Source organism: Acidovorax sp. SUPP3434 (genome assembly GCF_030159015.1).
Classification (GTDB): Bacteria; Pseudomonadota; Gammaproteobacteria; order Burkholderiales; family Burkholderiaceae_C; genus Paracidovorax.
Genome location: NZ_BQXL01000006.1, coordinates 19,123 through 42,902 on the forward strand (window position 1 = coordinate 19,123; position 23,780 = coordinate 42,902).

At 58.9% G+C, this 23,780-nt stretch carries 22 protein-coding genes and 1 tRNA gene; 15 read left to right on the forward strand and 8 right to left on the reverse strand.

Features of this window, described 5'->3' with window-relative positions:
- Positions 1–102: 102 nt before the first annotated feature.
- Entirely contained in the window at positions 103–1,068 is a 966-nt protein-coding gene (locus AVKW3434_RS11645) for a tRNA dihydrouridine synthase (RefSeq protein ID WP_284405975.1), read from the forward strand.
- Between the two features lie 114 nt (positions 1,069–1,182).
- Here the strand turns inward: AVKW3434_RS11645 and AVKW3434_RS11650 are convergent, their stop codons facing one another.
- The 7 genes from AVKW3434_RS11650 to pilV are packed head-to-tail and all read right to left on the reverse strand — an operon-like array spanning position 1,183 to position 10,925.
- On the reverse strand, positions 1,183–3,003 hold the full coding sequence (locus tag AVKW3434_RS11650) for a phospholipase D family protein (RefSeq protein WP_502869063.1): 1,821 nt from the start codon (positions 3,001–3,003) through the stop codon (positions 1,183–1,185).
- 51 nt (positions 3,004–3,054) lie between these two features.
- Positions 3,055–3,633, reverse strand: coding sequence for a GspH/FimT family pseudopilin (locus tag AVKW3434_RS11655; RefSeq protein WP_284405976.1), 579 nt, complete (start codon positions 3,631–3,633; stop codon positions 3,055–3,057).
- Entirely contained in the window at positions 3,630–4,139 is a 510-nt protein-coding gene (locus AVKW3434_RS11660; protein ID WP_284405977.1) for a type IV pilin protein, read from the reverse strand. The genes AVKW3434_RS11655 and AVKW3434_RS11660 overlap by 4 nt, the downstream gene beginning before the upstream one ends.
- An 8-nt stretch (positions 4,140–4,147) precedes the next feature.
- Complete coding sequence (locus AVKW3434_RS11665) at positions 4,148–8,569, reverse strand: pilus assembly protein (RefSeq protein ID WP_284405978.1); 4,422 nt, start codon at positions 8,567–8,569, stop codon at positions 4,148–4,150.
- Between the two features lie 10 nt (positions 8,570–8,579).
- Positions 8,580–9,218: a pilus assembly PilX family protein gene (locus tag AVKW3434_RS11670; protein WP_284405979.1), complete on the reverse strand. Its 639-nt coding sequence runs from the start codon at positions 9,216–9,218 to the stop codon at positions 8,580–8,582.
- Position 9,219: 1 nt separating this feature from the next.
- Complete coding sequence (locus AVKW3434_RS11675) at positions 9,220–10,251, reverse strand: PilW family protein (protein WP_284405980.1); 1,032 nt, start codon at positions 10,249–10,251, stop codon at positions 9,220–9,222.
- Entirely contained in the window at positions 10,248–10,925 is a 678-nt protein-coding gene (pilV, locus tag AVKW3434_RS11680; RefSeq protein ID WP_284405981.1) for a type IV pilus modification protein PilV, read from the reverse strand. The genes AVKW3434_RS11675 and pilV overlap by 4 nt, the downstream gene beginning before the upstream one ends.
- A gap of 138 nt (positions 10,926–11,063) precedes the next feature.
- On the opposite strand from pilV, the gene ribD reads away from it, so the two are divergent.
- Positions 11,064–12,176, forward strand: a complete 1,113-nt coding sequence (gene ribD / locus AVKW3434_RS11685) for a bifunctional diaminohydroxyphosphoribosylaminopyrimidine deaminase/5-amino-6-(5-phosphoribosylamino)uracil reductase RibD (RefSeq protein ID WP_284405982.1) — start codon at positions 11,064–11,066, stop codon at positions 12,174–12,176.
- Between the two features lie 31 nt (positions 12,177–12,207).
- On the opposite strand, the gene AVKW3434_RS11690 is transcribed toward ribD, so the two are convergent.
- Positions 12,208–12,483: a hypothetical protein gene (locus tag AVKW3434_RS11690; RefSeq protein ID WP_284405983.1), complete on the reverse strand. Its 276-nt coding sequence runs from the start codon at positions 12,481–12,483 to the stop codon at positions 12,208–12,210.
- Between the two features lie 97 nt (positions 12,484–12,580).
- Between AVKW3434_RS11690 and AVKW3434_RS11695 the strand changes: the two genes are divergently transcribed.
- The 13 genes from AVKW3434_RS11695 (at position 12,581) to nuoF (ending at position 23,770) form a co-directional block, all read left to right on the forward strand.
- Positions 12,581–13,741 carry a pyridoxal phosphate-dependent aminotransferase gene (locus AVKW3434_RS11695; RefSeq protein WP_284405984.1) on the forward strand — a complete coding sequence of 387 codons (1,161 nt, stop codon included), beginning with the start codon at positions 12,581–12,583 and terminating at the stop codon, positions 13,739–13,741.
- A gap of 121 nt (positions 13,742–13,862) precedes the next feature.
- On the forward strand, positions 13,863–14,129 hold the full coding sequence (rpsO, locus tag AVKW3434_RS11700) for a 30S ribosomal protein S15 (RefSeq protein ID WP_284405985.1): 267 nt from the start codon (positions 13,863–13,865) through the stop codon (positions 14,127–14,129).
- A gap of 206 nt (positions 14,130–14,335) precedes the next feature.
- Entirely contained in the window at positions 14,336–16,579 is a 2,244-nt protein-coding gene (gene pnp / locus AVKW3434_RS11705) for a polyribonucleotide nucleotidyltransferase (protein WP_284405986.1), read from the forward strand.
- 91 nt (positions 16,580–16,670) lie between these two features.
- A complete protein-coding gene (locus tag AVKW3434_RS11710) occupies positions 16,671–17,663 on the forward strand; it encodes an NAD(P)H-quinone oxidoreductase (RefSeq protein WP_284405987.1) in 993 nt (330 codons plus the stop codon).
- Positions 17,660–18,403 (forward strand): triose-phosphate isomerase, encoded by a 744-nt coding sequence (gene tpiA / locus AVKW3434_RS11715; RefSeq protein WP_284405988.1) that lies wholly within the window; start codon positions 17,660–17,662, stop codon positions 18,401–18,403. Before AVKW3434_RS11710 ends, tpiA begins: the two co-directional genes overlap by 4 nt.
- 41 nt (positions 18,404–18,444) lie before the next feature.
- Positions 18,445–18,819, forward strand: coding sequence for a preprotein translocase subunit SecG (gene secG / locus AVKW3434_RS11720; RefSeq protein ID WP_272567979.1), 375 nt, complete (start codon positions 18,445–18,447; stop codon positions 18,817–18,819).
- Between the two features lie 121 nt (positions 18,820–18,940).
- Positions 18,941–19,025, forward strand: a tRNA-Leu gene (locus AVKW3434_RS11725).
- A gap of 72 nt (positions 19,026–19,097) precedes the next feature.
- Positions 19,098–19,457: an NADH-quinone oxidoreductase subunit A gene (locus AVKW3434_RS11730; protein ID WP_092744429.1), complete on the forward strand. Its 360-nt coding sequence runs from the start codon at positions 19,098–19,100 to the stop codon at positions 19,455–19,457.
- A gap of 24 nt (positions 19,458–19,481) precedes the next feature.
- Positions 19,482–19,961, forward strand: a complete 480-nt coding sequence (locus tag AVKW3434_RS11735) for a NuoB/complex I 20 kDa subunit family protein (protein ID WP_007849129.1) — start codon at positions 19,482–19,484, stop codon at positions 19,959–19,961.
- 10 nt (positions 19,962–19,971) lie between these two features.
- Positions 19,972–20,580 carry an NADH-quinone oxidoreductase subunit C gene (locus AVKW3434_RS11740; protein WP_272551646.1) on the forward strand — a complete coding sequence of 203 codons (609 nt, stop codon included), beginning with the start codon at positions 19,972–19,974 and terminating at the stop codon, positions 20,578–20,580.
- Between the two features lie 27 nt (positions 20,581–20,607).
- The gene (locus tag AVKW3434_RS11745; protein WP_272567984.1) at positions 20,608–21,861 is read left to right on the forward strand and encodes an NADH-quinone oxidoreductase subunit D; all 1,254 of its coding nucleotides are present in this window, start codon (positions 20,608–20,610) and stop codon (positions 21,859–21,861) included.
- Complete coding sequence (nuoE, locus tag AVKW3434_RS11750) at positions 21,858–22,415, forward strand: NADH-quinone oxidoreductase subunit NuoE (RefSeq protein WP_284405989.1); 558 nt, start codon at positions 21,858–21,860, stop codon at positions 22,413–22,415. The genes AVKW3434_RS11745 and nuoE overlap by 4 nt, the downstream gene beginning before the upstream one ends.
- On the forward strand, positions 22,412–23,770 hold the full coding sequence (gene nuoF, locus AVKW3434_RS11755; protein WP_284395590.1) for an NADH-quinone oxidoreductase subunit NuoF: 1,359 nt from the start codon (positions 22,412–22,414) through the stop codon (positions 23,768–23,770). The genes nuoE and nuoF overlap by 4 nt, the downstream gene beginning before the upstream one ends.
- Positions 23,771–23,780: the final 10 nt, after the last annotated feature.

The following is a 23,780-nucleotide window of genomic DNA, read 5'->3' on the forward strand; positions in this document are numbered from 1 at the left end:
GCTGCAGGCAGTCCTTTTCCTTGTCGTTACCTTCATCGGAAATTCCGGATTCACGGCCATGGGCGCTCGGCGCTGGTGGCGAAAAGGCCCATTCACGCTGCCATGACCTTGCTCCTTGCGCCCATGGAAGGGCTACTCGACTTCGTGCTGCGCGACGTGCTCACCCGCGTGGGTGGGGTGGACCGCTGTGTGTCCGAGTTCATTCGCATCACCGGCACCTTGCTGCCTGACAAGGTGTTCCTTCGCTACCTCCCGGAACTGCGCCATGGCGGTAGGACGCTGGCGGGCGTGCCGGTGCGGGCGCAGTTGCTGGGCTCCGATCCCGTCAGCATGGCCGAGAACGCGGCGCGCCTGGCAGCACTGGGACCCGAGGGGATCGACCTGAACTTCGGCTGCCCGGCCAACGTGGTCAACCGCCATGGGGGCGGTGCGGCGCTGCTCAAGGAGCCGGAGCGCATCGCTGCCGTGGTCGAGGCCGTGCGCCGTGCCGTGCCGCCGCACCTGCCGGTGTCCGCCAAGATGCGGCTGGGCTACCACGATGCCTCCCTGGCCCGTGAATGCGCACAGGCCATGCAGGCCGGCGGCGCGTGCGAATTGGTGGTGCATGCGCGGACCAAAGCCGACGGCTACCGGCCGCCGGCCTACTGGGAGCAGATCCCGGCCGTGCGGGATGCCGTCTCCATCCCGGTAGTGGCCAATGGCGAGATCTGGACCGTGGCCGATGCGCAGCGCTGCCGCCAGGTGTCGGGATGCAGCGCCCTGATGCTCGGACGGGGCATGGTGGCCGATCCCGGCCTGGCCCTTGCGATCCGCTCGGCGGACGCTGGTGACGCCGACGCGCCTGCATTGCCTTGGTCGGCGCTGCAGCCGCATCTGTCCGATTTCTGGCGTCTGGTCTGCGAAGACCTGGAGCCACGGCAGCGCGCGGGCCGGCTCAAGCAATGGCTCAACTTGCTGCGCCGGCGGTTTCCGGAAGGCGAGGTGGCGTATCAACAGGTGCGCACCATGACGGATCAACAAGACATCACGCAATGGCTGCAACGGCAGCCGATGCCCGATCCGGCTTGAAACCGAAATGCCCCTGAGGATAGGGCGGGTCTGCCTCGGCTGAGTGCGGACAAGACGGTTCTGTCAGGTCGCACCCGGAGAAACGGGCCTGCGAAACAGGCCGCCTGTTTCGCGCTACAAAAGGTGATCCGGTGCCAATGGCCCCAGGAGCTTCAGCAGCAAACGCAGTCCCAGACCGGTATCAGGGTCCGTCGTGGCATCTTCGAGGCCGCTGCCCTGGGGGGCTCGCCAAACCAACCCCTGGTCGGTCTTCTCCAGCCGCCAAGCGCCTTCGCGCATGGCGGTCTCGATCTGCTCCGACGCCATGCGGGAGAGGGCCCGGCTTTGAATCAGCAGGGCAATCTCGGTGTTCTGCAACTGGGAGCGCAGATCCAGATTCATCGATCCCACCACCAGCAGCCGGCCGTCCAGCACCAGCACCTTGGAGTGCAGCATGGACCGGGACTCGCCCGTGGCGGCTGCCCCCGATGAGCCGAACGTCGACTTGAGACCTGCCTGCTCGCTGCGCAGTTCATACAGCTGCACGCCCATGGCCAGCAATTCATCGCGGTGCCGTGCGTAGCCCACATGGGCGACCGGCGCATCGTTGGAGGCCAGCGAATTGGTGAGCACCCGCACGCGGACCCCCCGTGCCACGGCATCGGCAAACGCCTTCTTCATGTCCTCGCCGGGCACGAAGTAGGGCGAAATGATGAGCAGGTCCTGCCGTGCCTGGGCCAGCAACTGCAGCAGGCCATCCACCACGGTTTCTCCTTGTGCTGCATGCTCTGTAGAGGCCTGGAGCGCCTGCGTGCGCGGTGTCGTGGAAGAGGGCGCGTTGTTGTCGGAATGGGAGCCGGATGCGCTCACCTCGACGGCCGCTCCTGGCTTCATGTCGGCCACGGGAATGCCGCGCTCGCCTTCGGCGGGAATCTTCGCGGGTTGGTCCGCCAGCATGGCGGCCGGCGCCCAGACGAAGGCTGCCGCACCGAGGTCCATGGCTTGTTCGTTCCAGACGCGCTCGCGCTGCGCCTGCGTGGGTCCATCGCTGGATGGGCGGGGCTCGCCGTCCGGCGGCTTGGGCCCATCCCGCCGGTCGGAGGCCGCAGTGCGCGTCCCTGAAGGGGGGGCGTTGCTGTTGTCACCATCACCCTGTCGCTGCTGTTCGGACGCTGGCGCCTTCGAGGTCTGTTCGCGCAACCTTGCCAGTTCCTGCTGGGTGATGAGCGACTGCACGGGGTAGGCGCGCTGGTTGTTCCAGTAGCTGTCGAAGCTGCGAGACAGATCCTGGACGATGGGGCCCACGGCGAGCACGTCCAGATCCACGAAGTTGCCCGAATCGGCATTGCCGAAATAGGCATCGCCCAGATTGCGCCCGCCCGTTACGCCCATCACGTTGTCCGCGATGAACAGCTTGTTGTGCATGCGTTGCTGCACCCGGGAAAAATCGGTCACAGAGCCCCACAAGCGCCCCAGTATCGAACCACGCGGCCCAGCGACCGGGTTGAACATCCGCATTTCCACATTGGGCTGGAACGCCATGCCCATGACCAAGGCATTGCGCCCCGTGCTGTGAAAGTCGTCCAGGAGAATGCGAACACGTACCCCGCGCCGTGCCGCCGCTGCAATGCCGCGCAGCAACCGCTCGCTGCTGGCATCCGCATGGATGGCGTAGTACTGCAGGTCCAGTGTTTTCTGTGCGTTCTCCACCAGGGCGAGGCGGCTGCCATAGGCTTCCTGGGGGCCGCTGAGCAGGAGAAAACCGGAGTCGTGGCGTGCTTGGTCAGCGCGGCGGCGATCCTCCAGCACCTTGGACAAGACTGTATTGCTGGCAGGTAACTCTGCTCGTGAGACAGGACGGTCGACTCTATCTGGCAGACCGGCACAACCTGAAATGAAGAGCAATGCGACGAGTGCTGAAATACTGCGCGAAATATACAAACTGGGATGTCTCACTCGTGAGGTTTTTATGGATGTGCCGGTGCTGTGGGCTGGATGGTTAGTTGGTCAGTTCGAAGCCGTTGCGGTACAGCTTGAGTCGGTCGATGGTTTGCAAGATCGTGCTCTGCCTGTCTTTGAAATAATGATTCTTCGCATCTCTTCATTTTGAGTGGCCGTCGATACATCATTCCGCTTGATGGTCAAGGTGAGATTTTCTGGAGAACTTCCATCTTTTTTTCGAGAAAATCCGGAACTGTCAAATGTTAAATAAGGATCGGCGCCAGTGGCCGTACCGTTTCCCGATATGGTGAAATAACTTGCTGGGGCCTCTTGCTTCATGACAGTTCCATCCCCGCTTTCGCTGTAGGTCTGGCTGCGATCCTTATCAACGAAAACGATCCAACCGGTGCCCCAATCGGCACCACTGGCTGGAATAACATAGGCACTGGCATTTTGCTTCATTGCCTCTGCTTTTGCAGTATTGATGGCTACCAGAAGAGAGTTTGCAAGCGAAGATAGCTGAGAATTCCGCTGAAAGGCCTGGAACCCTGGCACGGCCACCAAAAGCAGTATTGCAGCAATGGCCATTGTTATTACCAGTTCAATCAGGGTAAAGCCATTCTGCGATTTTGATGTTTTACTCATGGCCAGCAAAGCCTGGGATTGCTTGTGTTGCCGCTGCATTTTTTTGTGCCATTGCTCATTAATTCCAGATTGCCGACGACTGGATCTGACTTTACTGGAGTTGCGATCACTCTAACGCATTGTGAAATGGGCAACGTCCCGGTGCCAGTTGCAGGGCATGTACTGGCAGACAGGAGGTACGCCGCCGCAGACAAGCCTCCATCGCCAGAAAACGTTTTAAAGGGAACCGTGGAGGCCGTGACACCCCCGCAGGCAGTGGATGGAGAGGGGGCTAAGGCAGCAACAGTCCCGCTGCTGTTGCTGAATGCCAAGTAGCAATTATTTTGTGTCATGTATCGCTCCTGCTGCTGAAGAAGCTCTGCCAAGGCGGCCCGCCCTTGCGCTCGCCGGCCTTTCAGAATGGAGTCGTTGTAAGCAGGATAAGCAACTGCTGCCAGAATGCCAATCACTGCCACCACGATCATGAGTTCTATCAGGGTGAACCCCCGGTTTGCTTGCGCGTTCATAGCTTGACTCACTTGTTTTTCATGTCTTGGTAGTTGTTGATCTGGCGCCAGCTTAGACGACCCACGGCCTCGGTGATGCTGACGACCTGCGTGCTTGTGCTGGCGCCGGATTGCCCGATCGTTGTGCTCCTCAACGTTGTGGTTCTCCATCCCCGACCGGTGCTGTCCAGTGGAGTGGGCGGCGTTTCGGATTCATTCACGAAGAACATGCTCGGTCCCAACAGACCCACGGTCGAAAGGTTGTATTTCCCTGAGCCATCGCCAATGTTGACCACATAGGCATTGCTGGTTCCCGGCGTGTTGGTGCAAGTTCCGGTAGCACCAGTGGCGCCAGGAATGATCGTATTAAAGGTGGCATAAAGGTTGCCTTGGTCACCAATGGCACTGACCAATTTTTCTCCAGAAACCGGCATATCAAAATACCACCCAGAACGTTGTGTTGCATCGGTATCCGACATGGCCCGGCCCCATTTGAATGCACCCACCGTGATGACCCTTGTGCCGGTATTGATGGCGCCTTGTTTCAGCCGCGCCCGTCCGCTGATGACACTTGCCGCCGCAGGGGAACTGTCTGCAGCCGTAAGACCATTGTCGTAAACGGCATAGAAACTGTTGGTTGCAGTCGACGTGTTGTCTGTCGTCTCCAGATATTTTCCTGTGCCGAAGGTGACATAAAAAGTTTCCAAGCCGGATACTGTTGGTCCCGAGAATATGGCTGGTGCTGCAGTAATCGGTTGGATGGTATTGCTCGAGTCTTTGGCAATATACAAGGGGTAGGGCACAGGCGACCCTGCAGTGCCTTTGTTGAATGCCGTCAATTTATTCATATTCCAATCGCTGGTAGGCAGATTTTTTGAAAAATCAAGTTTCCAGAGGTTGCCATGAAAGTCTCCCATGTAGATCTGCGTGACCTCGCCAGCACTGCCCCAGAGCGGCTGAAAATTGGCAAGCCCCGTCGCTTTGGTGGAGCTCAGCGTGCTATCGATGGGCAAGGAGATCTTGAAATAATTGGTTCCCAAGGTCCACGAGGTTCCAGGCTGCTTGTCCAATGCCAGCAGGAAAAGGGCGGGCTGTCCAGTCGTACTAAATACCCCATTGACATCGGGCACGTAATTGTTCGCACCGCTTGCCACGACTGCAAACCAACGATAGGTGCTGGTGCTGGCACTCCCGCTGGTTTTCAGCTTTAGAATCTGCGGTTTCCCGATTACCTGGCCCATATCTGCATCGTCGGAACGCTTGAATTCCCACATCACGTTGGAGGCAGCAAAATTGGACGGGTCAGACACATCCAATGCAAAAACCCCGGAACCTCCTCCGCCTGTTCCCGAGACCAGGACAGTTTTCCAATCGGATGCCGTGCCATTGAATGCCACTTGCGCCTCTCCCACAACTGGTGGCGCATCGACATAGCTTTGATGGTTAGTCACATAGCTCGTGTTTGTCAGTGCTGAGAGTTTGGGGCCCATCCAGCTGGGAATATAGGCAAACAATTCGTCGCCAGTACCCGCGTTGAATGAATGCAGCATGCCGTCATTTGCTCCAACAAAAACGGCTGGCGTGCGATTGCTATAGCTACTCCGGAAGGCAGCATACCCGGCACCGGAATAGGCCGCGGTAGGTGCACCTGAATACACAACGCTGGAGTTGACGATGTCTCCGAGCAACGAACTGCGCACCCGGAAAGGATTGCCTTCCTTGGTTCGGTCTCCCCTCAAAAAGCTGACACGCGCTGAACCTTGCCCATCTGAAGATGCGGTAGGTTCTGCTTTATTGAGATAGCCTTGCAAGGCGCTTTCAATCGTTGCCCAAGTAAATGACGCCGCCACTGGATTCGCATTTCCGGCGGTATTTCCCACAAAAATCTTGCGATTGGCAGCGGGCGAAGCCATCACCGACAAACGGTCTGCTGCGCTCCAGTTCTGAGAACCCACGTTGAGGCTGGTGCCGGAGGCTGTCAGAGGTTCAGCGACAACGTCTCCGCTCCAGTTACTCGTATCAAACTTGGCAGAATACACGACGCTTCCCGACGTGCTGCTGATGGTCGTGGTAGAGGCTGAACTGCCTGCGATGCTTCTGGCTTGGGTCGACGCCCTGCTGAAAATATCGTCAAAGGCTGAAAGGACGCCACGTGCACTACTTTGAAGGTAGTAGGTGCCAGCCTCGCCAGGATCATTTTGCTTTTGCCAGACATTGTTGTCGTTGGTGCCGTCTTGGCGCTTGAAAGGATTGCCATAGGTGTTATAAGGCCTGGCTGCAGCGTTGCTGGGATCCGATTCGAAGCCGCCATACTTGGAGGCCATGAAAAACTGATTGGCAAAACGGCGTGTTGAGACGTTGTTTTGGTCCCCGTACTCGTTGACGTCGAAAAGGAACGTTTTGACTCGGAGTCCTGGGCGCTGTTTTGCGGGTTTTGCGGTCCAATCGGATCCACGGATGTCGTGTGTGTGAGACCAATATGCCGACCCCATGATCTGGCTGGTTTGGGTGCCACCCGGTACGCTACCGTTGGCTCCATTGGGGTTGCCAGTGGTTCGGGTCACATTTTGACCATCTTGATATGTCGTCGCTTGATTTCGCTCAAAAGCTTGTACCGTGCTACGCCATGCATTGATGTTCGGAATATTATTTGCCAAATCAGGCGTTGGCAGTCTGTTTCCGTCATGGGTGTTCACGTCTCCAATGACAACCACGTTGCTTTTCAAGCAAGAATAATCTGATGCGTTGCTTCTGTTGTCATATGGGTCGGTCCAGGTCGAGTAAGCCGGATAGCCGTCGTACATATCAGTTGAAATATTGCTCGTTGCAGCGTCGCTTGGCTGCAAGCCTTGCAGGTATCTGATCGTCTCGTAATGGAGTTCACCGACAGGGTCATATATTTTGTAGCGGCCCGGCACAGGGCCGGTTCTGCCAAATTTGTTCAGATAATTAATGACACCGCTGATGTTCGGAGTTTGACTGGTGTCATTGTCTGGGTTGGAGAGGAATACTCCATTGTTGGCATTCCATTCTGCATTCGGGTTCCCGCCGCTTGGAGTATTGTCCTGTCCCGTGATGCTGAAGGTTTTGCTGCCGACATATTTCATCGGTGCACGAAGTACCCCACCATAGCGGCCGTTATTGTAGCTTGCCGTCTGGTCCATAAGATAACCAAAGGCAGCCAATCGCATCTGATCACTGTACTTCTGAATAACACCGGTTGGTTTGTAATTGCCGTTAGGATACTGCCTACACAAATTGTATGCAGTACGCACATCCTGCAAAACGCCAGAGGTGGTATTGCAGACTTGGACGCGGGCATAGAAAAAGCCATCGCTATTCAAGTTTGCGTTCACAGGCGGTGTCCACGATCCGCTGTAGTTTCGGTAGTAACACTGTTTAGCAGTGCCGCTCTTCGGGTCGCCAAAGATGTCATTGGTACAAGCCACGCCATTCGATGCGGGAGCCACCTTCCAGTAATTTACACCATTGACTTTAACTCCGTACCAAACCTCTTTCGTTCCTGTAAAACTGCAGGTATTATTTTCAGTGGCGCATTGAGTTGTACCGCCGGGTCGATCTGTTGATGCATCGCTGACCGGTCCCACGGATGAATTAGCGGTTGGCGCGCCCAATTTATATGATGCCGGGCCTGTCGAACAGTTTCCGGTATTAGAAGTGCCAAAATAGATTCTATTCAGGGTATTGGCTACCCATATATCGTTTCCATTGGCAGCTGTGATCATTGCTGTGGGGACAGCTCCCCAATAAGTCCCTGCACTTCCACCATTTTTTTGCAGTTGCTTGGCCGGAAAATTGCTGGTATTCCACATGCAGACCGGGTCCCCATTGGGAATGACTGCCCGTTGAAGTATGGTCAGGGAAGAGTTGGTAGTGGCTGTATCAATGTATCGATCACCGCCTGACAATGCCAAGCGGAGCATATCAATGGCTGAACTGCTGGCCCAGTTCAAAAAATTGCCGCTGAAGGCATTGGTACACTTCCGTGCGGTTGCAGCACCGCTACGATCGAAACGCTTGTAGTCTGCTGTTGCCAAGCCGCTTGCAGGTGTTTCCGATGGAGAATCGTTATATACATAGCAACTTTCCGCGTCATAATATCCCAAATACTCATTTAAATTAGAATAAGTATTGTCTGTGGCGCCCCCTGATGGGTATTGTGAGCCTACTGTGGGATATTCAACGGATAAAGCCAGAGCCAAAGTGGGCTTGTCCACTGCCGCTGCTGCGTAGAGTGGATCTGCGGAAATATTGATTGCAGGTATGGAAGGCGCAGTGCCCGCGCTGAATGCAACAAATGAAATGGTTGCCATGATTGGCACGGCTGCCAATGCAATCCACTTCGCAGAAGACGATTTTTGAATACTCTCTTTGCAGCCTGCAATTATTTTTATTGCTGCCGCAGTCCTGGAGGTATCAGAGTTGTTCATATAGTCCTCTTCAATTTCTGAAAATTACTTGCGATACTGTTTGAGTATCCGCATTCGGACCAAAGCCCATGGCAGTGATTCTGTAAATATACTTGACGTCTTTTGGATCTTTTGTGCGAGACATGGAGGGATCGGGAATTGGCTCTATTACATAGCGCGGAGGTTGAGCGGGCTGAATTCCTGCATTTCCAGATGGAAATGTCCGTCCTGTATAGGTTCCGAATACAGTGGTAGGCGCACTGTTTGATGTATTTGTGAAGTCCACGGCCAACCAAGCCGGCTTACCCGTGGCATTGAGTGCGCATAACCCAATCGTGTTGCCAGATGTACCGCAGTCCTGAACAAACTGCGCAATATCTGTACTGCCTCGTTTGAAAATGCTATTTCTCTTGGTGGAAGAGCTCGCAGGTTGTCCCAGGATGTCAAATTCCGCATCCATCAACGCAGCTTCGGTGGATTGCCAAGCAATTTGAGTATCTCGATCATTTCGGGTGCCGCGCTCCGCCATCATTGAAATCTGCACTCCTGATATTCCCAATATGGAAACAATCACCAGCAACAGCATCACTACAATTAATGACGCTCCTTGTTCTTTTGAAGCCCGGGGTAAAACTGCGAATTTCACAGATAAATCTTGGAATTTCAGCATGCTAATTGTCTTGTTGATAGTTGCGCAGGTGTACCGTGAACGTAACGGTTTGCCGCAATCTGCCATCGGATGACGTGAACACGGTGCCTGGATCATTGCTTGCGTCTGCCAGGCCGCTGCCTATCGCGCCAGAACTGGAACCTTTGGCGATACCCAGCGGATAGAGAGTTTGAGAGCTCTTGTCAATAGCCGAACCGCTGGGGCCTCTGATAACCATGCCGATGCGCAGGCTCCTGACGCGCCGCCAATTGGAGTAGCTGACTGCCGCATCTGACGTGTTGGTGATCTGGTCGGCCCTTAAATAACGCTCAGGCCCATTTTCTGGCGAACTTGCTGCACTGGCCGGCAAAGTGGCATTGTTCGGACCGATACCATCAACCCCGTAAAGTACTTGAAAGTTTTCCACTCCCCTGATCAAAGGCTCCGCTTCCAGAGAACCGGTTGAACCGATATGGGTACACATGAGAGACGGCTCACCGTCTTGTCCAACACCAACGTGCAAAATACTCAATATGCGGTCGTATCGATCAACGGGCACTGCTGTCGGTGCCACACCCATGCAATCAATCATGGTTTGATCAGAAGTGGTCGCTGTTGGCACCAGTTGACTGGTTTGATTTCTCAGCACCAAAATATCGCTGCCTGCTCCCACCGCAGAACCCCAGTTGGAGCTTTCATCCCACGCGTTGGTTTCGCTGCGTTTTTGATTATTAATCCCGTAAACATTTGGTGGTGGATTTGATTCGATTCCGGCTGTACTGTTTGGTACTGGGGTCGCAGCATCTCTCACGTCCTTGTATCCCGCCTGTACCCCTAAGCGCTGAATAAGATCGACAGCAAATCTACCGTTATCCCGGAGTTGTGAGGCTGCATCGACGCTGCTGAAGCCCTGCCTGGATACCACCAATGCGGCCACCGCTGCCAGTACAATTAGCAAGCTGATGACCATTGCCACCATCAGCTCGATAAGGGTCAAGCCCTTTTGTCGATGTTTGGCAGCTAAATAATTCTGCATGACATTATTCTTTTTCATATCGAACTGGCGTTGCCACTGGTCACTGGAAAAATAATATAGGGAACGCTTGTTGAACTGCTCGCCTGCTCAAGCAAGTCGCTCCCAATTTTGCTTCTGTCAGTAGAGTTACGGGTCCAGCCAATCTTTATGACGGCAATCTCATTTGAATTTGTTCCGGCAGGAGGACATGCCCATCGAGGAATACCGTTGCTGTCGTATGGAGCACTGTCAAAACAGATAACCACACGGGCTCCAGGCAGGGTGTTGTCTACCCTGGCAAGCCAATCCGTCATTTCTGCGTTGGCAATATCAGTTGCAGACGTGCAACCTGTGGCCGCATTGCCCACGCTCAGGCAATACGACGGAGTGGCTGGGACCATGGAGCCGCTAGAGAGAGATACCAAATATGGGTTATCAGCAGTTGCCGTCTTGACGCCGACTTCTTTGTTGCCCCGCATCATTTCGGCCAATTCCCTCGCCAACATCGCAGCTTGTGCTTGCAATCGAGCCTCTCTGTTCGACTGCAGCGCAAAAGCCTGCATGCCAACCAAGCCCAGCATGCCGAAAGACAGCACCATGATCGCGACCAGGACTTCAACCAAGGTAAAGCCGAGGGACTGCCTGATGGGTCGTGGACGGGAAGGGGTTTTGGCGGCCAGCCTGGGCGTTGGTAACAGGGCAGGGAATGTCATGTGCGAATGTTACGGAGGTCTCCTCCAGTTCGCCCACCCATCCTGTGCCGTTGGCGCCATGAGGCTGACCGTTTGGCGGCAGAATGGGCGGCTGCCCGCCAAACCGTGGCATCCAAGACTGGAGTTTCCTCAAGCCGTATGAACAAGTTAGCAGAGCCAAACTTCATGGGGAGGGCATTGGAGTTGGCGCAGCAAGGCCTCTTTCGTACCTCGCCCAATCCACGCGTCGGCTGCGTGATCGTCGATGCTTCTGGCACGGTGCTGGGCGAAGGATCTACACAGCCGGCAGGTCAGGCGCACGCGGAAATCATGGCGCTGCGCGATGCCCGTGAGCGTGGGTTGTCGGTAGAAGGGGCCACTGCCTATGTCACTTTGGAGCCCTGTTCGCATCATGGGAGAACCGGCCCATGCTGCGATGCTTTGGCTGACGCGGGATTGAGCAAGGTGTTTGCCTCCATCACCGATCCCAATCCCATGGTGGCGGGGCGGGGGGTGAGCAAATTGCGCGAGCGTGGCGTGGAAGTAGACGTGGGCCTTGAAGCGCAAGCATCCCGCGAGTTAAACCTTGGTTTTTTCAGCCGCATGATCCGCCGACGCCCCTGGGTTCGCATGAAGGCGGCGGCCTCTCTGGATGGCTTGACGGCCTTGCATGGAGGTGAGAGTCAATGGATCACGTCGCCCTTGGCGCGCTCCGATGGTCATGCCTGGCGTGCACGGGCGTGTGCGGTGTTGACCGGAATCGGCACCGTTCTTGCGGATGATCCACGGCTGGATGTCCGGGAGGTGGAGACGCCTCGCCAACCTGACTTGATTTTGTTGGACAGTCAGTTGAGGGTGCCACTGCACGCGGCCATTTTCAAAGCCGAGCGCCGGGTTTTTATTTACACGGCCATTCAGAACCCTGAAAAAGAAGCGCTGCTGGCCTCACTCGGGGTCACCGTGCTGCATTTGCCCAATGCCGAGGGTCACATCGACCTTGCTGCCCTGATGTTGGATCTGGGTCGCCTGCAAATGAATGAAGTGCATGTGGAAGCGGGCAGCCAGTTGAATGGCGCGTTGCTGCAAGCGGGGTTGGTGGACGAGGTGCTGCTTTATCTGGCCCCCAAATTGTTGGGGCCTGGATTGGGCATTGCGCACCGGATGGCATTGTCCAAGCTATCCGACGGAACCGACATGGCATTCCAATCGGTCGAGATGGTTGGCCCGGACCTGCGCGTGGTCGCGCGGCTGTCCGGCCACGCTGATTTTTAAGACCCGATTTTCGCTTTGGCTTTTTGAAGGCTCATGGCTTGGCATATCCAAGACACGCCCCGGCGTTCGGTCGCCCTTTGCATTCTCTGTACAGTCTGCGATCGCGTTCGGCAGTCGACTCTTCGGAGGTGCTTCGTGGAGTAGTCGTTTTCAACTTGACCGTATTCTTTCTTTTGTTGTCCTGCGCTGAATTCGAGGCATCGGTCGTTGTCGCTGCATGGGCCGCAAGCGTATTCATGCCGAGTGAGACTCCGGCGCAAAGCAGGAAGGCAAATCCTGCAAGGTGTTTGGCGGTTCGAGTGGGCATGGGTTCCTCCCTGGGATTTTGATTTCAGGATATTGTGGCGCAAGAGCATGGTGGAAGCCGCTACGATGCCCGCTGATCTTTTGCTCTGGAAGTTTCGATGCGCGCTACCGTCATCCACCTTGAAGAATCCAAAATCCGTGAAGTGGCCAACGCGGGAATGGGCCGCAGCGATGTGCTCGCTTTCTGGTTTGGCGAAAGCGATGAGGTCACCCCTGAGCCTGTGCGGCGGGCGGCCATGGAGTCTCTTGGGCGGGGAGAAACCTTCTACTCTCATAACCTGGGGCTGCCCGAGCTGCGCAGCGCGATCGCCTCGTACACGAGCGCATTGCATGGGCCGATCGCTGCAGACCGGGTGGCCGTGACCTCCGGCGGGGTGAGCGGGCTGATGCTGTCCATGCAAGCGTTGCTCGATCCTGGTGACGAGGTGGTGGCGGTGACGCCGGTGTGGCCCAACCTGACGGCGCAGCCCCAGATCATGGGCGCCCGGCTGCGATGCATTCCGTTGCGTCCCCAGCCGGGGGGCGTATGGGTGTTGGACATGGATGCGCTGCTGGCTGCCATCACCCCCTCCACGCGGTTGGTGATCGTGAATGCACCCAACAATCCCACGGGCTGGACGCTCACGCGCGACGAGCAGCGTCAGATCATTCAGCACTGCCGTACGACGGGTACGTGGATACTGGCCGACGAGGTGTACGAGCGGCTCTACTACGACGATCCGTCCAACTCGGTGTGCGCGCCCAGCTTTCTGGATCTGGCAGAGGCTGAGGACCGATTGGTCGTGGTGCAGAGCTTTTCCAAAAGCTTCCTCATGACTGGCTGGCGTCTGGGTTGGCTGGTCATGCCGGCGGAAATGACTCATCACATGGGCAAACTCATCGAGTTCAATACCTCGTGCACCAGTGTCTTCACCCAGCAGGCGGGCATTGCGGCTTTGCAGCATGCGTCAGAAATCACGCCCCGTGTCGTCTCTCATCTTCAGGTGTGTAGGGATGCGTTGGTTCCCTTGCTGCAGGCGCTGCCGGGCATTGAGGTCGCCAGTCCGCGTGGCGGCATGTATGCGTTCTTTCGGCTCACCGGCCAAGGCGACTCTCTGGATTTGGCCAAGCGGTTGGTGCGGGAAGCCGGTTTGGGGTTGGCACCGGGCAACGCGTTCGGTCTGGAGGCGCAAGGATGGTTGCGTTGGTGCTTTGCCTCCCGCGATCCTGAGCGGTTGGTGCAAGGGGTGCAACGGCTCAAAACATGGCTCGGGGTATAATCGCTAGGTTTTGCATGGTGCAAGACGCACGCTTGTGGCCATTCCAGCCGCTTGCGCAAGTAAGACAGGGGCAGGGCAGCCATGCGCTGCAATCACCGGCCCCGCAATTCAAGGAAAACCAATGATCGCATCCTCTATCAAGGCCGAAGTCGTCAAGGCCAACGCCCGTGCTGCCAACGATACCGGTAGCCCGGAAGTTCAAGTGGCCCTTCTGACGGCTCGTATCAACCAACTGACCCCTCACTTCAAGACCCATGCCAAGGATCACCACGGTCGCCGTGGCCTGCTGCGCATGGTGAGCCGCCGCCGCAAGCTGCTGGACTACCTGAAGGCGAAGGATGCTGAGCGTTACACGGCATTGATCGCCAAGCTGGGTCTGCGCAAGTAAGCGCATTCGCATGCCGAAACGCCTGGGTTAGCACGCTAGCTCAGGCGTTTTTTACTTCGGAGCCGCAAAACAGAGCGAAGCTGTGTCATTCCAATGGCCTTGTTCCGTCGAGGAAAAGGGCAGGGCCACTGGAATGGCATCGTGTTCTGAATTGCACTCCTTTGCAGGCTGGTTCTGTGTAGCCAGCGATTAAAAATGGAGCAAACATGAGCATTTTCAATAAAGTCACCAAGTCCTTCCAATGGGGCGACAAGACCGTCGTCATGGAAACGGGCGAAATCGCCCGCCAGGCTTCCGGCGCCGTGCTGGTCAACATCGATGACACCGTCGTTCTGGCCACGGTGGTGGGCTCCAAGACCGCCAAGCCCGGGCAGGACTTTTTCCCCTTGACGGTGGATTACATCGAGAAGACGTACGCTGCCGGCAAGATCCCTGGCAGCTTCTTCAAGCGCGAAGCCAAGCCCAGCGAGCATGAAACGCTCACGAGCCGCCTGATCGACCGCCCGATCCGCCCTCTGTTCCCCGAAGGCTTCTTCAACGAAGTGCACGTGGTCATCCATACGGTGTCGCTGAACCCTGAAGTGGATGCGGACATCGCCGCCATGATCGCCGTGAGCGCTGCGCTCTCCATTTCCGGCATCCCGTTCAACGGCCCGATCGGTGCGGCTCGCGTGGGCTACATCAATGGCGAATATGTGCTGAACCCCGGCCAGACGGCCCGCAAGAATTCCCAGATGGACCTCGTGGTGGCCGGCACCGAAGCTGCCGTGCTGATGGTCGAATCGGAAGCGCAGCAGTTGTCCGAAGAGATCATGCTGGGCGCCGTGGTGTTTGGCCATGAACAAGGCAATATCGCGATCAACGCGATCCACGAACTGGTGCGCGATGCTGGCAAGGCCGTCTGGGACTGGCAGCCGCCAGCCAAGGATGAGTCCTTCATCGGCAAGGTCAACGCCCTGGCGGAAGAAAAGCTGCGCGCGGCTTATCAGATCCGCAGCAAACAGGCCCGCACGCAGGCCTTGCGCGAAGCCACGGCTTCGGTGCTGTCGGCTTTGAAGGCAGAAGGCGCCGAGTTTGACGCCGTCAAGGTCGAAGGCCTGTTGTTCGACATCGAAGCCAAGATCGTTCGCAGCCAGATCCTGGCGGGCGAGCCCCGCATCGACGGCCGCGATACTCGCACGGTCCGTCCCATCGAAATCCGCAATGGTGTGCTTCCCCGCACCCACGGTTCTGCCCTGTTCACGCGCGGCGAAACCCAGGCTCTGGTGGTTTCCACGCTGGGTACCGAGCGGGATGCCCAGCGCATTGACGCACTGGCCGGCGAGTACGAAGACCGCTTCATGATGCACTACAACATGCCTCCCTTCGCCACGGGTGAAGTGGGTCGCATGGGGTCGACCAAGCGCCGCGAAATCGGCCACGGCCGTCTGGCCAAGCGCGCGCTGGTGGCGGTGCTGCCGACCAAGGAAGAGTTTCCTTACACGATGCGCGTCGTGTCTGAAATCACCGAGTCGAACGGCTCGTCCTCTATGGCTTCGGTGTGCGGCGGCTGCCTGTCGCTGATGGATGCCGGCGTGCCGATGAAGGCGCACGTGGCGGGTATCGCCATGGGCCTGATCAAGGAAGACAACCGTTTTGCCGTGCTGACCGACATCCTGGGCGACGAGGATCATTTGGGCGACATGGACTTCAAGGTGGCCGGCACCACGGGTGGCATCACCGCGCTGCAGATGGACATCAAGATCCAGGGCATCACCAAGGAAATCATGCAGGTCGCACTGGCGCAAGCCAAGGAAGCGCGCCTGCACATCCTGGGCAAGATGCAGGAAGCCATGGGCGAGGCCAAGACCGAGGTCAGCAACTTCGCACCGAAGCTGTTCACGATGAAGATCAACCCCGAGAAGATCCGTGACGTGATCGGCAAGGGCGGTGCGGTGATTCGTGCCCTGACGGAAGAAACCGGCACGCAGATCAACATCGACGAAGACGGCACCATCACGATCGCGTCCACCGACAGTGCCAAGGCAGACGAGGCCAAGCGCCGCATCGAGCAGATCACGGCGGAAGTCGAGATCGGCAAGATCTACGAAGGCCCCATCGTCAAGATCCTGGACTTCGGCGCATTGATCAACCTGCTTCCCGGCAAGGACGGCCTGTTGCACATCAGCCAGATCGCTCACGAGCGTGTCGAGAAGGTGACCGACTATCTGACCGAGGGCCAGATCGTCAAGGTCAAGGTGCTGGAGACGGACGAGAAGGGTCGCGTCAAGCTGTCGATGAAGGCTTTGGCTGATCGCCCCATGGGCGACAGCGGCGGCCGTCCTGCACCTGCCGAGCGGGGTGAGCGCTCGGACCGTGGCGAGCGCCGTGAGCGCCGCGACGGTGCCGATCAGCAGCAACAGCAACAGTCCCTGGCTTCCGGCGAGTCGTCGGGTCAGATGGACGCCTGAGCCCCAACGCGATTGAAATGAGCGCTGCCGGCGCGGGCTTTGTCTGCGCCGGCGCGGTATTCATCTCGACTTTTGTAGCAAGGTGATGGCTATGCGTGTGGTGGAAATCGAAAGCCCGGGCGGTCCCGAGGTTCTGCGTCTGGCAGAGCGCCCGGTGCCCGAGCCGGCCCAGGGTGAGTTGCTCATTCGGGTCGCTGCCAGTGGCATCAACCGGCCCGACGTTCTGCAGCGCAAGGGGCACTATGCCCCGCCGCCGGGCGCGTCGGATTTGCCGGGGCTCGAGGTGGCAGGGGTGATCGAGCGGGGCGATCAGGCTGCGATGGACAAGGCGGGCCTCAAGGTGGGCGACCGCGTCTGCGCGCTGGTCGCTGGCGGCGGTTATGCCGAGTACTGCGTAGCCCCCGTCGAACAATGTTTGCCCGTGCCCGACGGTTTCAGCGACGTCGAGGCGGCCTCGCTGCCAGAAACGCTTTTCACGGTGTGGAGCAACGTGTTCGACCGCGGTCGTCTGCAATCCGGTGAAACGCTGTTGGTGCAGGGCGGAAGCAGTGGCATCGGCGTGGCGGCCATTCAATTGGGGCGTGCATTCGGCGCCACGGTCATCGTCACGGCCGGCAGCGATGAAAAATGCGCGGCCTGCCTGGAAATCGGTGCCCATCACGCCATCAACTACAAGACCCAGGACTTCGTCGCGGAGGTGCAGCGCATCACCGGTGGCAAGGGCGCGGATGTCGTGCTGGACATGGTGGCAGGCGATTACGTTGCCCGCGAGATCGAGTGTCTGGCGGAGGACGGGCGCCTGGTGATCATTGCCGTTCAGGGCGGCATCAAGGCCGAGTTGAATGCGGGCCTCGTGCTTCGCCGCCGTCTTACCGTCACCGGCTCCACGCTGCGGCCCCGGTCCGTGGCCTTCAAAGCCGCGATTGCCCGTGCCTTGCGCGAGCAGGTATGGCCGCTGCTGGCATCCCGGAAGGTTCGCCCGATCGTGCACAGCACGTTTGCCGCGGCGGAGGCTTCCAAGGCGCATGCGATGATGGAGTCCAGCCAGCATGCAGGGAAAATTGTTTTGACGTGGACCGCATGAAAAAGAAATTGATTGCCGGCAACTGGAAGATGAATGGCAGCCTGGCTTCCAATCAGGCATTGGTGAACGCGTTGCGCGAAGGCATGGGGCAAGCCGGCTGCGACGTCGTGGTGGCAGTGCCTGCGCCTTACCTGGCGCAAGTGCAGGCCCTGGCCGAGGGTTCCGCTGTCGCAGTCGCTGCGCAGGATGTATCGGCGCACGAGTCCGGTGCCTACACTGGCGAGGCCTCTGCCGCCATGCTGCTGGAGTTCGGGGTGCGCTACGTACTGGTGGGGCATTCCGAGCGGCGCCAGTACCACGGAGAAACCGACGAGGTGGTCGCGGCCAAGGCGCAGCGTGCGCTGGCGGCGGGCATCACGCCCATCGTCTGCGTCGGAGAAACGCTGGCAGAGCGCGAAGCGGGGCAGACGCAGGCCGTCGTCAAGCGCCAACTGGCGGCCGTGGTTCACGCGAATGGGCACTGCATCAGCGAGATTGTGGTGGCCTATGAGCCCGTTTGGGCGATCGGCACGGGTCGCACCGCCACGCCTGAGCAGGCGCAGGAGGTCCATGCGGTGCTGCGCGCCCAATTGGCGGCGGCGAGCCCGCAGGCGGATCGCATCCGTCTGCTGTATGGCGGAAGCATGAATGCGGCAAACGCCGCCCAATTGCTGGCGCAGCCCGACATCGATGGTGGGTTGGTGGGCGGCGCGTCGCTCAAGGCGCAGGACTTTTTGCAAATCATTGCTTCGGCGCAATAAAGACGCCGGCATACAGCTATCAAATTAGGAGTAAATATAGAATGAACGCGCTTGTGAATGTGATTTTGGCAGTGCAGATTCTGGCTGCGCTGGGCATGATCGGCTTGATCCTGATCCAGCATGGCAAGGGTGCCGACATGGGGGCGGCCTTCGGCAGCGGAAGCTCCGGCAGCCTGTTCGGTGCCAGCGGCAGTGCCAATTTCCTGTCGCGCAGCACAGCGGTGCTGGCGGGGGTGTTCTTCGTGGCGACGCTGGCGCTGGCATATTTTGGCAACGTCCGTCCCGCGGGTGTTGGTAGCGTGCTGGAAGTGCCTGGGGTCGTGGCGCCCGCTCAGCCGGCTTCCGGTGCGGCGTCCGAGGTGCCTGCGGCACCCGTGGTGCCGGCCTCCGGCGCTGGGCAGATTCCCACCAAGTAAGAAGAAAAGCGCAAAATTTGATCCTGCTCCTCGGAGCAGGGTTTTTCCGGAGTAGAATCCCGGATTGTCTGGAAAGCCAAAAACCCAACGGGTTCCTCATGCCATCCAGATGCATAAATCAGCCGTCGTGGTGAAATTGGTAGACACGCTATCTTGAGGGGGTAGTGGCGAAAGCTGTGCGAGTTCGAGTCTCGCCGACGGCACCAAAACAAAAGCCCATCCAACACGCCCATCCTGGGGCGTCTGGGTGCAGCTTCAGCGGTGAGCACATCCTCCAGATGAACCTCGATCAGTACCTCCCCGTTCTTTTGTTCATCTTGGTCGGCATTGGTGTCGGCGTCGTCCCGCTGGTGCTGGGCTATGTCCTCGGCCCCAATCGCCCGGATGCGGCCAAAAACTCCCCCTACGAATGCGGTTTCGAGGCCTTCGAAGACGCGCGCATGAAGTTCGATGTGCGCTACTACCTCGTCGCCATCCTCTTCATTCTTTTTGATCTGGAAATCGCTTTCCTGTTTCCGTGGGCGGTTTCGCTCCACGAGGTGGGGCTGACGGGTTTCATTGCCGTTGTCATCTTCCTGGCCATCCTGGTTGTGGGCTTCGCCTACGAGTGGAAAAAGGGTGCCCTGGATTGGGAATGACCGGTCTTCATAAGGAATGACACGATGATTGAAGGCGTGATGAAGGAAGGCTTCATCACCACCAGTTACGACTCGGTGGTGAATTGGGCCAAGACCGGCTCGCTTTGGCCCATGACCTTTGGTCTGGCCTGCTGCGCGGTGGAGATGATGCACGCCGCGGCGGCGCGTTACGACATCGGCCGTTTCGGTGCCGAGGTGTTCCGCGCCAGTCCGCGCCAGTCCGATCTGATGATCGTGGCCGGCACGCTGTGCAACAAGATGGCGCCAGCCCTGCGCAAGGTGTACGACCAGATGTCCGAGCCACGCTGGGTGCTGTCCATGGGTTCGTGCGCCAACGGTGGCGGCTACTACCACTACAGTTATTCGGTGGTTCGTGGCTGCGATCGCATCGTTCCGGTGGATGTGTACGTGCCGGGTTGCCCGCCCACGGCCGAGGCATTGATCTACGGGATCATCCAGCTTCAGCAGAAGATCCGCCGCACCAACACCATCGCTCGCGTCTGAAGGGTTGACGATGACTGCCTTTGCTATTCGACCCGAAGCACTTCGGGACGCGATTGCCGCTGCGCTCGGCGACAAGGTGCGCCAGCTTTCGGTGGCGCTGGATGAGGTGACCCTGGTGGTCTCTGCTGCGGACTATCTGGCGGCCATGCAGTTGCTGCGCGATGCGCCGGGCTGCCGGTTCGAACAGCTGGTTGACCTGTGCGGCGTGGACTACTCCTCGTATGGCGACGTCGGCGTGGAGGGGCCGCGCTACTGCGTGGTCTCGCACCTGCTGTCGGTCAGCATGAATCAGCGCGTGCGGGTGAAGGTCTTCTGCCCGGATGACGATTTTCCGGTCGTGCCGTCGGTCTCGGACCTCTGGAACTCTGCCAACTGGTACGAGCGCGAGGCGTTCGACCTGTACGGCATCGTGTTCGACGGGCACAGCGACCTGCGCCGCATCCTGACCGACTACGGCTTCATCGGCCACCCCTTCCGCAAGGATTTCCCGTTGTCCGGGCACGTGGAAATGCGCTACGACGCCGAGCAGCGCCGCGTTGTCTACGAGCCAGTCACGATCGAGCCGCGCGAGATCACGCCCCGCATCATCCGCGAAGAAAAGTACGGAGGCCTGCACTGAGGCGCTCGCGCCGAAAAGTGATCCACCATGGCTGAAATCAAGAACTATTCCCTGAACTTCGGGCCGCAGCATCCGGCCGCACACGGTGTGCTGCGTCTCGTGCTTGAGCTGGACGGCGAAGTCGTGCAGCGTGCCGACCCGCACATCGGCCTGCTGCACCGCGCCACCGAAAAGCTGGCCGAGCACAAGACCTTCATCCAGTCGCTGCCCTACATGGACCGCCTGGACTACGTCTCGATGATGTGCAACGAGCACGCCTACTGCCTGGCCATCGAGAAGCTGCTGGGCCTGGATGTGCCCGTGCGTGCGCAGTACATCCGCGTGATGTTCTCCGAGATCACGCGCCTGCTGAACCACCTGATGTGGCTGGGTTCGCACGGCAACGACTGCGGCAGCTCCACGATCCTGATCTATACCTTCCGCGAGCGCGAAGACCTGTTCGACATGTACGAGGCGGTCTCCGGCGCGCGCATGCACGCGGCGTACTTCCGTCCGGGTGGTGTGTACCGCGACCTGCCGGATTCGATGCCGCAGTACAAGGTCAACAAGATCCGCAATGCCAAGGCCATCGAGGCGCTGAACCAGAACCGCAGCGGCTCCCTGCTGGACTTCATCGACGACTTCACGCAACGGTTTCCGAAGTGCGTGGACGAATACGAAACACTGCTCACCGACAACCGCATCTGGAAGCAGCGCACGGTCGGCATCGGCGTCGTGACGCCGGAGCGCGCCCTCAATCTGGGCATGACCGGCCCAATGATCCGCGGCTCGGGCATCGCATGGGATCTGCGCAAGACGCAGCCCTACGACGTCTATGACCGCATGGACTTCGACGTGCCGGTGGGCAAGACGGGCGACTGCTACGACCGCTATCTGGTGCGCGTGCAGGAGATGCGCCAATCCAACCGCATCATCAAGCAGTGCGTGGACTGGCTGCGTGCCAACCCCGGCCCGGTGATCACGGACAACCACAAGGTGGCACCCCCTTCGCGCGAATCCATGAAGTCGAACATGGAGGAGTTGATCCACCATTTCAAGCTCTTCACCGAAGGTTTCCGCGTGCCCGAAGGCGAAGCGTATGCGGCCGTGGAGCACCCCAAGGGCGAGTTCGGCATCTACCTGGTGAGCGATGGCGCCAACAAGCCCTACCGCCTGAAGATCCGCGCGCCCGGCTTTGCCCACTTGGCTACCTTGGACGAAATGGCCCGTGGCCACATGATTGCCGATGCCGTGGCCATCATTGGCACGATGGATATCGTGTTCGGGGAGATTGACCGATGAATACCGAAACGAAGACGGTGGTGCCCGCCGCGTCCCAGATCACCGACGCGACGCTGGCGCGCTTTGCGCGCGAAGTGGCGAAGTACCCCGCAGAACAGAAGCAGTCGGCCGTCATGGCCTGCCTTGCCATCGTCCAGCAGGAACTGGGCTGGGTCAGCACCGAGAACGAGGCCGTGATCGCGAGCTACCTGGGCATGCCCCAGATCGCCGTGCACGAAGTCACCACGTTCTACAACATGTACAACCAGCAGCCGACGGGCAAGTACAAGCTCAACGTCTGTACCAACCTGCCGTGCCAGCTGCGCGATGGCCAGAAGGCGCTGCACCACCTGGAAAAGAAACTGGGCGTGGCGATGGGCGAGACCACGGCCGATGGCCTGTTCACGCTGCAGCAGTGCGAATGCCTCGGCGCTTGCGCCGATGCGCCCGTGATGCTGGTCAACGACCGCACCATGTGCAGTTTCATGGACAACGACAAGCTCGATCAGCTCGTGGATGGCCTGCGCCAAGCCGAAGGCGTGGCATCCCCGGCCCGGGCGGAAGGGCAAGCATGACGACCGCTGCGCAGAAGATCCTGTCGCAATTCCAGGCGACGGGCGTTCAAACCTGCTTCCACGACCGCCACATCGATCCGCAGATCTATGCAGGTCTGGATGGCACCAACTGGAGCCTCAAGGACTACGAAGCGCGCGGTGGCTATGCCGCCTTGCGCAAGATCCTGGAGCAGGGCGAAGGCGTGGGCCTCACCCAGGACCAGGTCATTGCGACCGTCAAGGAATCGGGCCTGCGTGGCCGTGGCGGTGCGGGCTTTCCCACCGGCCTCAAGTGGAGCTTCATGCCCCGCTCGTTCCCTGGCCAGAAGTACCTCGTCTGCAATTCCGACGAAGGCGAGCCGGGCACCTGCAAGGACCGCGACATCCTGCAGTTCAACCCGCACATCGTCATCGAAGGCATGATCATCGCCGCATACGCGATGGGCATCTCCGTGGGCTACAACTACATCCACGGCGAAATCTTCCAGACCTACGACCGCTTCGAAGAAGCGCTCGAAGAAGCACGCGCTGCGGGCTACCTGGGCGACAAGATCCTGGGTAGCGCCTTCAGCTTCCAGCTGCATGCCGCCCATGGCTTCGGCGCCTACATCTGCGGCGAGGAAACCGCACTGCTGGAGTCGCTCGAAGGCAAGAAGGGCCAGCCGCGCTTCAAGCCGCCATTCCCTGCGAGCTTCGGCCTCTACGGCAAGCCCACCACGATCAACAACACCGAGACGTTTGCCGCGGTGCCCTGGATCATCCGCAACGGTGGCGCAGCCTACCTGGCCTGCGGCAAACCCAACAACGGCGGCACCAAGATCTTCTCGGTCTCCGGCGACGTCGAAAAGCCCGGCAACTACGAAGTGCCCATGGGCACTCCATTCGCCAAGCTGCTGGAACTGGCGGGTGGCGTGCGCAAAGGCCGCCAACTCAAGGCCGTGATTCCCGGTGGATCGTCCGCTCCGGTGCTGCCGGCGTCCGTCATCATGGAATGCACGATGGACTACGACTCCATCGCCAAGGCCGGCTCCATGCTGGGTTCGGGCGCCGTGATCGTGATGGACGATTCTCGAAGCATGGTGGAGAGCCTGTTGCGCCTGTCGTATTTCTATTCGCATGAATCGTGCGGGCAGTGCACGCCGTGCCGCGAAGGCACCGGCTGGATGTGGCGTGTGATCGACCGCATCCAGCACGGTGAAGGCCGCGACGGCGATCTGGATTTGCTCAATTCGGTGGCCGACAACATCCAGGGTCGCACCATCTGCGCCCTGGGCGATGCTGCTGCCATGCCGGTGCGCGCCATGATCAAGCACTTCCGTCCGGAATTCGAAGCGCTGATCCGCAACAAGACCCCTCAGGCGTCTGCCTCTGCATGATCGCGAGAAA